This window comes from Winogradskyella sp. A2 (genome assembly GCF_046762865.1).
Taxonomy (GTDB): domain Bacteria; phylum Bacteroidota; class Bacteroidia; order Flavobacteriales; family Flavobacteriaceae; genus Winogradskyella.
Genome location: NZ_JBKQXM010000008.1, coordinates 194767 through 208199, shown reverse-complemented (window position 1 = coordinate 208199; position 13433 = coordinate 194767). Strand labels below are relative to the sequence as shown.

The window sequence follows — 13433 nt, the reverse complement described above, 5'->3', positions numbered from 1 at the left end:
CGAACAGAGTAGTTAAGCCCGTTAGCGCCGATGGTACTGCTTACTGTGGAAGAGTAGGTCGCCGCCTTTTTTGAAAGCCCTTTGCTCTTTGCAAAGGGCTTTTTTTGTTTAAAACTTTTTATTTATTCTTCAATCAAATTATATTAACCAAAGTAAATTTGTGTTTCTGATTTAGGGTTTTATTTATTGAGGTTTTAAATGAAGTCCAAGCTCTAAAAATTGGTCAATTGTAATATCAAAAGATTCATATGAACAAAGCTATATATATCGCTTCTAATGATGCAAATAGTGGGAAATCAATACTAACCATTGGCCTCATGAACGCCTTGTTACGGTATAAACCTAGTGTAGGGTATTTTCGTCCTGTAATTGATGATAATTCTGACAGGAAAAAGGACAATCATATAAATACAATTTTGTCTTATTTTTCTATAGATATAGAATATGAAGATGCTTATGGCTATTCGATGTCAAAACTTATTAAGAAATGGAATAATGGTAAGAAGGATTCGATCTTAAACAAGATTATATCAAAGTATAAAAAACTTGAAGAAAGATTCGATTTTATTATTGTTGAAGGAAGTGATTTTTCAGATTTCAGCTCAATTATTGAATTGGATTTGAATATTTTAATTGCTAAGAATCTTGGAATACCTGTAATAATAATTTCAGGTGCTTTGAATAAATCTGTTGATGAATTTGTAGACAGTTTGCACCTTACTTATGATTCATTTAAACTGAAAGATGTTAATGTCATAGGAGTGATAGCAAATAAAGTTGAAGAACAAAATTTGCTTACCATAAGAGAAAATATTAAAAAATTATTGCCATCTGCTGTAATTGCTAATGCTATCCCTCTTCACACTAAGTTGAAAAATCCAACTATGAAGGAACTTACTGAATATATTGATGCAGATATACTCTTTGGATCAGAATTACTAGATAGGCCAACAGGTGGAATTGAAATTGGTGCAATGCAATTACAACACTTTTTAGAGCATTTAACAGAGGATGCTGTTATTGTAACACCGGCAGATCGCGAAGATATTCTTATGGGAAGTTTACAGGCAAACATTTCATCTAATTACCCAAGTCTCGCTGGTATTATTCTAAGTGGTAATATGGAATTATCTAAATCAGTAATTAAACTAATTGATGGTTTAGATAAAGTTATACCAATCGTAAGGGTTAAAGAACCCACTTTTAATATAGCATCTCAGCTTGCTAATGTTCGTTCACACATATATTCAACAAATACAGAAAAAATAAAGATTTCAATTGATACATTTGAAACACATATTGATGTGGATCGGTTGATGGAACACCTTGAATCGTTCGAGGCTAGTAAATTGATGACACCAAGGATGTTTCAGTATTATTTGATGAAACGAGCAATGCAAGAAAGAAAACATATTATTCTTCCAGAAGGGAATGATGATCGTATTTTAATTGCTGCTTCAAAACTTCAAGAATTAGATATAATTGATTTAACAATCTTAGGAGAAATCACTAAAGTTAAATCTTCTGTTGAACGGCTGAATATACCTTTTGATTTTAATAAAACACCTATTATTAATCCTAACGAATCTGATTTTCTTGAAGATTTTACTGCCACACTTTTTGAATTAAGAAAACATAAGGGTATTAGTCCTGCTACAGCTGAAGATCTTATGAGGGACGTATCTTATTTTGGAACTATGATGGTTTATAAGGGATTGGCTGACGGTATGGTTTCAGGAGCAGCACACACTACACAACACACTATAAGACCAGCACTGCAATTTATTAAGACTAAACCTGGCTTTTCAGTAGTTTCTTCAGTTTTCTTTATGTGTTTAGAGGATAGGGTTAGTGTTTTTGGAGATTGTGCCATAAATCCAAATCCAACGGCTGAGCAACTATCTGATATTGCAATTGCTTCTGCAGATTCTGGTATTGCCTTCGGTATTGACGCTAAAGTAGCTATGTTATCATATTCTTCAGGAGTTTCGGGTCAAGGAGAGGATGTTGATACTGTAAAAAAGGCTACAGCTATAGTTAAAGAGAAAAGGCCTGATTTAAAAGTAGAAGGACCGATTCAATATGATGCAGCAGTAGATCCCGAAATAGGGAAGAAGAAACTTCCCAATTCTGAAGTAGCTGGTCAGGCAAGTGTATTGATTTTCCCAGATTTAAATACGGGTAATAATACATACAAAGCTGTACAAAGAGAAACAGGTGCTTTAGCCATAGGGCCAATGTTACAAGGTCTAAACAAGCCAATTAACGATTTGAGTAGAGGCTGCTCAGTTGACGATATATTCAATACAGTTATCATTACGGCAATTCAGGCGCAAGAATAGAATTTTAAAAGCATGATAGTACTAGTATTAAACTCAGGTAGTTCTTCTGTAAAATACCAATTGTTTTCAATGCCAGATGAAATGGTTATTTGTTCTGGTGTTATAGACCGAATTGGTCAATTAGACTCAAGAATTAAGCACAATTCTTCTAAGTTCAATGTTGATGAGCAAGTTGAAATATCCGATCATAAAAATGCTCTAGATTATATCGTGAATTTATTAAAAGATAGAAATAATGGCGCCATTGATTCAATTGAAGAAATAGAAGCTGTGGGCCATCGGGTTGTACATGGAGGTAGTACTTTTAAAAATACAATTGAAATCAATTTAGTTGTAAAATCAAAAATTGAAGAGTTGTTCACCTTAGCACCACTTCATAATCCTGCTAATCTTGAAGGAATAAATGTAGCAGAATCAATCTTTACCAATGCAAAGCAAGCTGCAATATTTGATACCGCATTTCATCATTCTATACCCGAAAAAGCATATAAATATGCAATACCAAATGATTTTCTAGATAAACACAAAATTCGACTTTATGGTTTTCATGGTACCAGTCATAAATATGTTTCTGAAAGAGCTATTAAATATTTAGGGTTAGAGAATTCTAAAATAATTACCATTCACTTAGGGAATGGATGCAGTATTTCTGCAGTTAAAAATGGGAAAAGTATAGATCATAGCTTAGGATTTTCACCTGCAAATGGTTTGATAATGGGTACGCGCTCAGGCGATATAGATCATTCATTAATATTTTATTTGGTAAATACACTAAAATACGACATTGAAGATGTAAATCGTATTTTACAAACAGAAAGCGGTATGCTAGGATTAACAGGTTATAGTGATTTACGAGATATTGAAAAAGAAGCCTTAAAAGGGAGTACTGATTGTAAACTTGCATTAGATATGAATGTTTACAGAATTAGGAAATATATAGGATCTTACATTGCAGCGATGAATGGCTTAGATTGTGTCGTCTTTACTGCTGGTATTGGTGAAAATTCAGAGCTTATTCGAAAAATGGTCTGTAAGGATATGGAGTTTTTTGGTATTGAAATGGATGAATCTAAGAATAGCTCAAAAGCATCTGATATGATGGATATTAGCAAGGAAAACTCAAAAGTGAAAATATTAGTGATACCCACGAATGAAGAATTGGAAATTGCAAGACAAACTTTTACGCTTTTCAACAAATGAGTGAAATAAAAAAACCGAGTAATTCTACTCGGTTTTATAAATTGTTATTTATTTAATATTTATCCTTTAATAACACCTCTTGAAATTACTATTTTCTGAATTTCTGATGTTCCTTCATATATCTGAGTAATTTTTGCATCACGCATTAGGCGTTCCACATGGTATTCTTTTACAAAACCATTACCACCATGAATTTGAACTGCCTCAACAGTCTGTTCCATTGCAACTTTAGAAGCATATAGTTTTGCCATAGCACTCGCCATGTCATGATTTATACCTTGATCTTTTTCCCATGCAGCCTTCATCACTAAATGACGCGCAGCTTCGATCTCTGTATACATATCAGCTATTTTAAATGCGATAGCTTGGTGGTTACATATTTCAGTACCAAAAGCTTTTCTCACTTTAGAGTATTCTAATGCAAGTTCGTAAGCGCCAGAAGCAATACCTAATGCTTGTGAAGCAATACCAATACGACCTCCTGATAAAGTTTTCATTGCAAACTTAAAACCAAATCCATCTTCTCCAATTCTATTTTCCTTTGGCACCTTAACATCATTAAATTGAAGTGTATGCGTATCACTTCCTCTAATACCTAATTTATCTTCTTTAGGACCAATATCAAACCCTGGAGTTCCTTTCTCAACTATAAATGCATTTATTCCTCTGTGTCCTTTTTCTCTGTCAGTTTGTGCAATTACCAAATATACATCTGAACGTCCGCCATTAGTTATCCAGTTCTTTGTACCATTAATTACATAATGGTCGCCCATGTCTATTGCTGTTGTTTTTTGTGAAGTTGCATCACTACCAGCTTCTGGTTCGCTCAAACAAAAAGCACCTACAAACTCACCTGTTGCAAGCTTCGTTAAATATTTTTGTTTTTGCTCTTCAGTTCCATATTTTTCTAGACCATAACAAACCAATGAATTATTTACGGATACTATGACTGAGGCTGATGCATCAATTTTAGAAAGTTCTTCCATAATTAATACATATGAAATGGTATCCATTCCACTACCTCCATATTTTGGATCTACCATGATTCCCATAAATCCTAAATCGCCCATTTTTTTGACTAATTCATTGGGAAAAACTTGTTTTTCATCACGTTCTATAACGCCAGGAAGTAATTCTGTTTTTGCAAAGTCACGTGCGGCATCACGTATCATTAAATGCTCTTCGGTTAAACTAAAGTCCATAAAATTGAATAATTATTAATTTGATAAAAATTTCACGCAAAGATAACTGTTTCTTGCTGTATTTTCAATAAGTAATACTATTTTTACTAATATGATAAAATCTTTATATAATGTAGTGGGTGTTATGTCTGGAACATCACTAGATGGTATAGATCTCGTCTATGTTAAATTTAGTTTTAATTCTAAATGGAATTTTAATATAATCAGTTCTGAAACAATTCCGTATTCGAGTCATTGGAAAGAAAAACTAAGTACATTGATTAGTTATTCTAGAGAGGAATTATCAGAATTGGATTTATCTTATTGCGAATATTTAGCACTTGTCATAAAAGAATATATCCAAAGAAATAACATAGAATATATTGATTTTGTTTCATCGCATGGACATACTGCATTGCATCAGCCTAATAAAGGATTTACTTATCAAATTGGTAATAGGCAATCTCTTGCTGATACTTTAGATCAAAAAGTAATATGTGATTTTAGAATACAAGACATAGAACTTGGTGGTCAGGGAGCACCACTCGTACCAATTGGTGATAGTATTTTATTTTCGGATTTTGATTATTGTATGAACTTAGGTGGTTTTGCAAATGTTTCTTTCATATTTAAAAAAGAAAGAATTGCTTTTGATATATGTCCTGTTAATATTGTGCTTAACCATCTTATTTCAAAAATTGGATTAGAATATGACGAAGATGGAATCATTGCATCAAAAGGAAATATAAATAAAGAGTTATTAGAGGAATTGAATGGTCTAACATTTTATGGTTTAACTCACCCAAAATCATTAGGTTTAGAATGGGTTCAGGAAAATATATTTCCAATAATTCAAAAGTACAGATTAAATCTCGAAGATCAATTAAGCACTTTTGTAGAACACATTGCTATTCAAATTACTAAAGTTATAAGTGGCTTAGGTAAAAACGTCTTGATTACTGGAGGTGGTACATATAATAAGTATCTTATGTCTAGAATTCAGTTTCATACTGATTTGGATATTGTCATTCCATCTAATGAAATAATTGAATTCAAAGAAGCATTAATTTTTGCTTTTCTTGGAGTTTTGAGAGAAAGGAATGAAATAAATTGCTTAGCAAGTGTTACAGGTGCGAAAAAGAATCATTCATCTGGAAAAATATTTACACCACAATTATAAATTTAATTATTAATTGACTTTGTAGCTTTTTTAGTTTTTTATATTTGTTGTAACTAACTAAATCAAAACACTTGATAAAGGAATTACTTCAGAAGTACGAGAATAAATCTCCTGAAATCGTATTTCATTGGAACGATCCCGAAACAAAGGCTGAAGGTTGGACTGTTATCAACTCCTTGCGAGGTGGTGCGGCAGGCGGAGGAACACGGATGCGAAAAGGTCTTGATCAGAACGAAGTATTATCACTAGCTAAAACAATGGAAGTAAAATTTACTGTTTCAGGTCCTTTGATTGGTGGTGCTAAATCAGGAATTAACTTTGATCCACAAGATCCAAGAAAAAAAGGTGTGTTAGAGCGTTGGTACAATGCAGTTTCACCTTTACTAAAGAGTTACTATGGTACGGGTGGTGACCTTAATGTTGATGAAATACATGAGGTGATACCAATTACAGAGGAAAGTGGTGTTTGGCACCCACAAGAAGGGGTTTTTGAAGGTCATTTTAAACCCACAATAGCCGATAAAATCAATAGAATTGGTCAGTTAAGACATGGTGTAATCAAGGTAATTGAGAATCCCAAATATTCTCCAGATGTTTCTAGAAAGTATACAGTTGCAGATATGATAACTGGTTATGGCGTTGCAATTGCATCCAAGCATTTCTACGATCTCAATGATGACTCCATAAAAGGTAAAAGAGTTGTTGTTCAAGGGTTTGGAAACGTTGGAGCAGCAGCGGCTTTTTATTTTGCTCAAATGGGCGCAAAAATTGTTGGTATTATTGACATAGCTGGAGGATTAATTAATCCAGATGGATTTTCATTTAATGAAATTACAAATTTATATCTTCAAAAAAATGGTAACACCTTAGTTGCTGAAAATTTAATACCTTTTGAGGAAATTAATAGTTTGATATGGTCCTTAAAAACTGAAGTATTTGCACCTTGTGCTGCGTCAAGATTAATAACTAAAGACCAAATTGATCAAATGATTAACACTGGTTTAGAAGTAATAACCTGTGGGGCTAATGTTCCGTTTGCAGATAAAGAAATATTTTTTGGTCCAATTATGGAACATACAGATCAAAAAGTAAGTTTAATACCAGATTTTATTTCAAATTGTGGAATGGCAAGAGTTTTTGCTTACTTTATGGAGCGAAAAGTTCAAATGACTGATGAAGCAATTTTTAAAGATACTTCTAAAGTGATACGAAAAGCACTGAGAGAGGTGAAGAAGAAGAACCCGAATAAAATTGGCGTTAGCGAAACCGCTTTTGAAATAGCATTAAGACAACTAATATAAAATAACCCATAATATGGAAACCGTAATAATTCTCGTTTTTATTGGTGGCTACTTAGCCATAACATTAGAGCATAATATCAAAATAGATAAATTGATTCCTGCCTTAGTAATGATGGCTATTAGTTGGGCTTTAATTTCATTAGGAATTGATGATTTTTCACAATGGTTTGACTCTGGCAAACATAGTTTGATGGAGAATTTTGGGATGTTAGGTCATGAAGAAAAGATGCATCTCATGGAAGAAACACTATTGCATCATTTGGGTAAAACTGCCGAGATTTTAGTGTTTTTATTGGGTGCAATGACCATAGTAGAAATAATAGATTATTTTGATGGTTTCTCTACAATTAAAACGGCAGTTAATTTTAATAGCCGAAAAAAATTGCTTTGGATGTTTTCTATTCTAGCATTTATTTTATCAGCGATCATTGATAACTTAACTGCAACAATAGTATTAATTTCTATTCTTCAAAAAATTGTAAAAAACAGAGATATTAGAATATGGTATGCTGGTTTAATTATAATAGCGGCAAATGCAGGAGGTGCTTGGTCTCCTATTGGTGATGTTACTACAACCATGCTATGGATTGGCGATAAGGTTTCAACTGGTAAATTATTTATTTACTTGTTTATCCCTTCATTGTTATGTATGGTGGTACCGACTTTTATAGCCTCGTTATTACCTTCTTTTAAAGGTGAATTAGAATTACAGGCAGATGATAATAAACCTAAGAATAAGTTTAGTTCAACCATGTTGTTTTTAGGTTTAGGAGCAATAGTATTTGTTCCTGTATTTAAAGTTATTACACATTTACCACCATATGTTGGTATGATGCTTTCCTTAGGTGTGGTTGCAATTTTTGCTGAAATTTATAGTAATTCAAAATTTGCGATTTCTGCAGTTACTTCAGACGAGCATCATGAACATGCAAGTCATAGTCCAGTACATTATTCATTGTCAAAAATAGAATTACCAAGTATACTTTTCTTCTTAGGAATTTTAATGGCTGTTGCCGCATTAGAGTCATTAGGTATACTATTTGGATTTGCAGATGGTCTTAAGGAAAATATTGGTCTATTAGGTTCTGAGCCTGCCGGTACTGTTGTTTCTGATTTAGTGGTACTTCTTCTTGGTGTTGGCTCTGCAGTGATTGATAATGTACCTTTGGTAGCAGCTAGTTTAGGTATGTTTTCTGAGCCTTTGGATAATCAATTATGGCATTTCATAGCATATTCTGCGGGTACAGGTGGTAGTATGTTAATCATTGGTTCGGCAGCAGGAGTTGTTGCCATGGGTATGGAAAAAATTGATTTCTTTTGGTATCTAAGAAAAATATCTTGGTTAGCATTAGTTGGATTTATTGCCGGCGCAATTGCTTTTATGGCAACAAGAGCTATTTTCTAACATACTTTAGTGAAAAACTTAGCGTTATAACTTACAAGAACTTTAAAAATTAAATCTGGTCATATGATATTACTAAGTAATATTCAGGATGAAACTGAACTATTAACTGATGGCGAGTCAGTAGAAAAAACCCTTTCAATAATTGAGTTAATTACCAGTGGAGGAACTTCAGGTATGGTAATTATTTTAATTCTCTTCTTGTTACTAATAGTTGCGACTTACATTTATTTTGAACGAATATTTGCAATTAAAGCGGCTTCGAAGGTTGATTCAAATTTCATGAATCAAATTAAAGACCATGTGAGTAATGGTAAAATAGATTCAGCACAAATGCTATGTGCTCAGATTAATTCTCCTGTGTCAAGATTAATTTCAAAAGGTATTACAAGGATTGGTAAACCATTAGAAGATATAAATACGGCCATTGAAAATGCTGGTAGACTTGAAATTTATAGTTTGGAGAAAAATGTTAGCATTTTGGCAACAATTTCAGGTGTGGCACCAATGATTGGTTTCTTAGGAACAGTTGTGGGTATGATTCTTTCAATATTTGAACTAGCTAATGCCGGAGGAACAATTCAGATGGATGTTTTAGCAAGTGGTTTATATACTGCAATGACGACTACTGTGGGAGGTTTAATTGTTGGTATTATCGCTTATGTTGCATATAACCACATTGTGGTTAGAACAAATAAGGTGGTATATCAAATGGAAGCCAATTCTGTGGAATTCTTAGACCATTTAAATGAGCCAATCTAATTATGAATATTAGAGGAAGAAATAAAGTCACACCAGAATTCAATATGGCTTCAATGACCGATATTGTTTTCTTACTACTGATCTTTTTTATGATAGCTTCGACACTTGTAACCACAAGTGCCATAGATATTATTTTACCCAAGGCTAGTGGTAAAACTGAAAACAAAAAATCTATTGCAGTCAGTATTAAAAAAGATTTAACTTACTATATAGATCAGAAAAGAGTTGGTGAGAGTATACTAGAAAACGAACTCATTACTGCATTATCAGATCAAGAAAAACCTACAATTGTATTAAGGGCAGAAAAATCCGTACCGGTTGAGAATGTTGTAAAGGTAATGGATATTGCTAACAGAAATAAATTCAAGGTTATTTTGGCAGTTAAGCCAAAATAAATGGCATTAATTTTGAAATTATTCTAAGAAACTTTGATAAGTGAAGTATTTAGAGACCAAACATGAACGTAATTCGGCAAGAATAACAACACTGATTTCAGTTATTCTATTGCTACTTCTTTTTGTTGTTGGTCCTCAATATTTAGACCCACCTGAAGAATATGGTGTAGCGGTTAATTTTGGCACTTCTGATTTTGGAAGTGGTAACAGGCCATTGAGCCAACCAAAGAAAGCTGTTAAAGAACAAATTGAAGATTCTCAACCTGAGACTTCTAAAGTTGAACCAACTAAAGCAGAGTCAAAAACCGAAGAGGTTATCACTGAAGACAATGCAGAAGAAATTGCCATAAAAAAACAAAAAGAGGCAGAGGCAAAAGCAAAGGCAGAAGCAGAACGAATTGAAAGGCAAAAGCACGAAGCTGAGGAAAGAAAAAGAAGAGAGGAAGAAGAAAAGCGAAAGAAGTTAGATAATCTAATTGGTGGTGTAAAAAATTCTGATGGTAAAACTGATGGTGGTGATGGTTCTGAGAATAGACCTGGTAATATAGGGCAAACGAATGGTAAGCCCTATGCGGCAAGTAAATTTGGTGATTCAGGTCCAGGTAAAGGAGGTGTTGGCTATGGTTTGAATGGTAGAGGGACACCAACTCGAACAATTTATAAACAAGAATGTAATGAAGAGGGATTAGTAGTAGTTCGAATTGAAGTTAATAGAAGTGGTGAAGTAGTAAATGCAGAACGTGCACAAGGAACGACTAATACACATCCTTGTTTATTAGAGCCAGCACTTAAAATAGCAAAGTCTCATAGATGGCCTGCAGATCCTTATGCACCTGCAAGGCAGATAGGTTTTGTAAGTATTAATTTTGACTTAGGTCAATAATCTATGAATTATAAGGACACAGTTTCATGGATGTTTAAGCAATTACCTATGTATCAAAATAAAGGTAAAAGTGCTTATAAAGAAGACCTAAATAATACTATAAAATTAGCAAGCCATCTTAATAATCCCGAGGCGAAATTTAAATCTATTCATGTAGCTGGTACAAACGGAAAAGGCTCAACTAGCCATATGCTCGCATCAGTGCTACAAGAAGCCGGTTACAATGTCGGCTTGTATACCTCTCCACATTTAAAAGACTTTAGAGAGCGTATTAGGATAAATGGTAAGCCAATAAGCAAACAATTTGTTATTGGTTTTATTAATAGAAACCGTAATTTTTTTGAAGACAATCAACTCTCTTTTTTTGAAATGACGGTGGGAATGGCCTTTGATTATTTTGCTAGAAAAAAGGTAGATATTGCAGTGGTTGAAGTTGGTATGGGAGGACGATTAGATTCTACGAATATTATTACACCACAACTTTCAATAATTACAAATATTGGATTTGATCATATGCGGTTTTTGGGAAATACACTAGAGGCAATTGCAAGTGAAAAAGCAGGTATAATTAAGCCTAATATTCCAGTTGTAATTGGAGAGACACAAACAGAATTATCACATGTCTTCAAAAATATAGCAGCACAAAATAATTCTGATATTTACTTTGCTGACAAAGAAATCAATAAAGTCTTTGACAGTGATTTAAAGGGTTCATATCAATTGATGAATATTAAAGCAGTATTGAAATCTTTTGAGGTTTTAAACCAAGGAAACTTTAATATTTCAAAAAATCATTTAAAAATAGGATTGTTAAATGTTGCTTCTAATACTGGGATGATGGGTCGTTGGCAGGTTATTGGTAGTAACCCAAAAATAATTTGTGATACTGCTCATAATAAAGAAGGGCTAAAATATGTAATTGAACAACTACTGTCAGAATCCTTTGATAAATTGCATATTGTTTTCGGTGTGGTTAATGACAAGGACCTATCTACAATTTTACCATTGTTGCCCAAGTCCGCAAAATACTATTTGTGTAAACCCAATGTTTTAAGAGGACTAGATTCTGAAAAATTAAAAACTAGTTTTAAAGATTATGGTCTAGTCTCTGAGTCATTCAATTCGGTTAATGAAGCATTAAACGATGCCAAGTTAAACGCTAATAATAATGATCTTATTTTTGTTGGCGGAAGCACATTTGTAGTTGCTGAAATTATTTAATTTTTTTAATAAAATCCTTTTGAGATTTTAAAAACTAATCTATATTTGCAGTCCAATTATCGGGCGCGTAGCTCAGTTGGTTCAGAGCACTTGGTTTACACCCAAGGGGTCAGGGGTTCGAATCCCTTCGCGCCCACAAGAGTTCACAGATATGTGGACTTTTTTGGTTTTTAATAAAAGGGTCATTAACTCAGTTGGTTTAGAGTGTTACCTTGACAGGGTAGAAGTCACTGGTTCGAATCCAGTATGACCCACAAAGCGAGATTAGATATGGTCTAATATTCTTTCTAATGCCATACCACGAGAACCTTTTATCAAAACTGTTGAATTTTCAATATCTAGGGACTCCAAAATTGATTTTAAGTCTTTAAAAGATTTAAATTTTTTTGTTTCAGTTTTCGTTTTGCAATCAAAAAAGTTTTCACCCACTAGGTGTATATTATCCTCAAAATTTTCTTCAACAAAATCTACAATAGCTTGATGTTCAATATTCGCTTCGGCACCTAACTCGAACATATCACCAAGAAATAAAAACTTATTATCCGCACTTAACTGTATTAAGTTTTTTAGTGCACTTAGCATACTTGTTGGGTTAGCATTGTATGCATCTAGTATAATCTTAGTAGAGCCTTTTTCTATAATTTCCGACCGGTTATTTTTTGGCTTATAATTTTCAATCCCTTTTTTAATGTTTTCGGTTGATACTTTAAAATGATTTCCGAAAGCTATTGCTACTGAAATATTACTGAAATTATATGTGCCAATTAGGTGGCTCTGTATTTCGGTATTATTAAAACTTACTTTAACGAAAGGATCTGCATTCACAAAATCTATAATGGAATCATTTTCAGGTTTAGATCCGAATGTTACTATTTTGTTATAGCTTGATATTTGTTCAATTTGCTTATTGTCTTCTGTATTTATAAAAGCAGTTTTATTATTAGCTTTTACATAATCATATAACTCTGACTTACCTTTAATAACACCTTCAATACCACCAAATCCCTCTAAATGAGCTTTTCCAAAATTAGTTATTAGTGCATAGTCTGGTTGAGAGATACTGCTTAAAAATGCAATTTCTTTTTGATGATTTGCTCCCATTTCTACAATACCGAAATCTAAATCTACAGTAAAGTCTAATAGAGTGAGTGGTACACCAATGTGATTGTTGAGATTACCTTTAGTTGCCTTTACATTGTATGTTGTAGATAAAACAGAATAAATTAATTCTTTAGTAGTGGTTTTTCCATTACTTCCTGTTAATCCTATGATTGGAAAGTCAAATTGATTCCTATGGTGTTTGGCCAACTCTTGAAGGCTAGTTAATACGTCTTCAACTAATAAGCAATTATCATTAATGGAAGCTGAAGCTTCATCAATAACACAATATTTCGCTCCTTTATTAAATGCTTCTGTTACAAATTTATTGCCATTAAAATTTTCACCTTTAAGTGCAAAATACATTGAACCATAAGTTAATTTTCTAGTATCTGTAGATACGTTTTTACAGGCTTTAAATTTTTGATATAGTGCTTCTATTTCCATTGGCCTAAAAATAAAAAAGTC

Annotated in this window: 11 protein-coding genes and 2 tRNA genes; 11 read left to right on the top strand and 2 right to left on the bottom strand. The window is 33.0% G+C overall.

Translation table 11 applies throughout. The features are described from left to right. Positions 1 to 248: 248 nt before the first annotated feature. Both pta and ACFWV9_RS15150 read left to right on the top strand, forming a co-directional pair. A complete protein-coding gene (pta, locus tag ACFWV9_RS15155) occupies positions 249 to 2342 on the top strand; it encodes a phosphate acetyltransferase (RefSeq protein WP_411896074.1) in 2094 nt (697 codons plus the stop codon). A 12-nt stretch (positions 2343 to 2354) separates the two neighbouring features. Further along, positions 2355 to 3542, top strand: coding sequence for an acetate/propionate family kinase (locus ACFWV9_RS15150; protein WP_411896073.1), 1188 nt, complete (start codon positions 2355 to 2357; stop codon positions 3540 to 3542). A gap of 59 nt (positions 3543 to 3601) precedes the next feature. Here ACFWV9_RS15150 and ACFWV9_RS15145 read toward each other — a convergent pair whose 3' ends face one another. Further along, positions 3602 to 4744 carry an acyl-CoA dehydrogenase gene (locus ACFWV9_RS15145; RefSeq protein WP_411896072.1) on the bottom strand — a complete coding sequence of 381 codons (1143 nt, stop codon included), beginning with the start codon at positions 4742 to 4744 and terminating at the stop codon, positions 3602 to 3604. A 91-nt stretch (positions 4745 to 4835) separates the two neighbouring features. Between ACFWV9_RS15145 and ACFWV9_RS15140 the strand changes: the two genes are divergently transcribed. The 9 genes from ACFWV9_RS15140 (at position 4836) to ACFWV9_RS15100 (ending at position 12121) form a co-directional block, all read left to right on the top strand. After that, entirely contained in the window at positions 4836 to 5903 is a 1068-nt protein-coding gene (locus ACFWV9_RS15140) for an anhydro-N-acetylmuramic acid kinase (RefSeq protein WP_411896071.1), read from the top strand. 74 nt (positions 5904 to 5977) lie between these two features. Continuing rightward, positions 5978 to 7204: a Glu/Leu/Phe/Val dehydrogenase dimerization domain-containing protein gene (locus tag ACFWV9_RS15135; protein ID WP_411896077.1), complete on the top strand. Its 1227-nt coding sequence runs from the start codon at positions 5978 to 5980 to the stop codon at positions 7202 to 7204. 13 nt (positions 7205 to 7217) lie between these two features. Further along, complete coding sequence (nhaD, locus tag ACFWV9_RS15130) at positions 7218 to 8609, top strand: sodium:proton antiporter NhaD (RefSeq protein WP_411896070.1); 1392 nt, start codon at positions 7218 to 7220, stop codon at positions 8607 to 8609. 63 nt (positions 8610 to 8672) lie between these two features. Continuing rightward, the gene (locus ACFWV9_RS15125) at positions 8673 to 9368 is read left to right on the top strand and encodes a MotA/TolQ/ExbB proton channel family protein (RefSeq protein ID WP_411896069.1); all 696 of its coding nucleotides are present in this window, start codon (positions 8673 to 8675) and stop codon (positions 9366 to 9368) included. Positions 9369 to 9370: 2 nt separating this feature from the next. After that, on the top strand, positions 9371 to 9763 hold the full coding sequence (locus ACFWV9_RS15120; protein ID WP_411896068.1) for an ExbD/TolR family protein: 393 nt from the start codon (positions 9371 to 9373) through the stop codon (positions 9761 to 9763). A gap of 40 nt (positions 9764 to 9803) precedes the next feature. After that, positions 9804 to 10646 (top strand): energy transducer TonB, encoded by an 843-nt coding sequence (locus tag ACFWV9_RS15115; protein WP_411896067.1) that lies wholly within the window; start codon positions 9804 to 9806, stop codon positions 10644 to 10646. A gap of 3 nt (positions 10647 to 10649) precedes the next feature. Further along, entirely contained in the window at positions 10650 to 11867 is a 1218-nt protein-coding gene (locus ACFWV9_RS15110; protein WP_411896066.1) for a bifunctional folylpolyglutamate synthase/dihydrofolate synthase, read from the top strand. 61 nt (positions 11868 to 11928) lie between these two features. Next, a tRNA-Val gene (locus ACFWV9_RS15105) sits at positions 11929 to 12003 on the top strand. Positions 12004 to 12046: 43 nt separating this feature from the next. Next, positions 12047 to 12121 (top strand) — tRNA-Val (locus ACFWV9_RS15100). 10 nt (positions 12122 to 12131) lie between these two features. Here the strand turns inward: ACFWV9_RS15100 and ACFWV9_RS15095 are convergent. Next, positions 12132 to 13412, bottom strand: a complete 1281-nt coding sequence (locus ACFWV9_RS15095) for a UDP-N-acetylmuramoyl-tripeptide--D-alanyl-D-alanine ligase (RefSeq protein ID WP_411896065.1) — start codon at positions 13410 to 13412, stop codon at positions 12132 to 12134. Between the last annotated feature and the right edge of the window lie 21 nt (positions 13413 to 13433).

What these genes read in the sequence shown, in the direction of transcription:
- pta (WP_411896074.1), top strand. Translation starts at nt 249, where the DNA reads ATGAACAAAGCTATATATATCGCTTCTAATGATGCAAATAGTGGGAAA.
- ACFWV9_RS15150 (WP_411896073.1), top strand. Translation starts at nt 2,355, where the DNA reads ATGATAGTACTAGTATTAAACTCAGGTAGTTCTTCTGTAAAATACCAA.
- ACFWV9_RS15145 (WP_411896072.1), bottom strand. Translation starts at nt 4,744, where the DNA reads ATGGACTTTAGTTTAACCGAAGAGCATTTAATGATACGTGATGCCGCA.
- ACFWV9_RS15140 (WP_411896071.1), top strand. Translation starts at nt 4,836, where the DNA reads ATGATAAAATCTTTATATAATGTAGTGGGTGTTATGTCTGGAACATCA.
- nhaD (WP_411896070.1), top strand. Translation starts at nt 7,218, where the DNA reads ATGGAAACCGTAATAATTCTCGTTTTTATTGGTGGCTACTTAGCCATA.
- ACFWV9_RS15125 (WP_411896069.1), top strand. Translation starts at nt 8,673, where the DNA reads ATGATATTACTAAGTAATATTCAGGATGAAACTGAACTATTAACTGAT.
- ACFWV9_RS15120 (WP_411896068.1), top strand. Translation starts at nt 9,371, where the DNA reads ATGAATATTAGAGGAAGAAATAAAGTCACACCAGAATTCAATATGGCT.
- ACFWV9_RS15110 (WP_411896066.1), top strand. Translation starts at nt 10,650, where the DNA reads ATGAATTATAAGGACACAGTTTCATGGATGTTTAAGCAATTACCTATG.
- ACFWV9_RS15095 (WP_411896065.1), bottom strand. Translation starts at nt 13,412, where the DNA reads ATGGAAATAGAAGCACTATATCAAAAATTTAAAGCCTGTAAAAACGTA.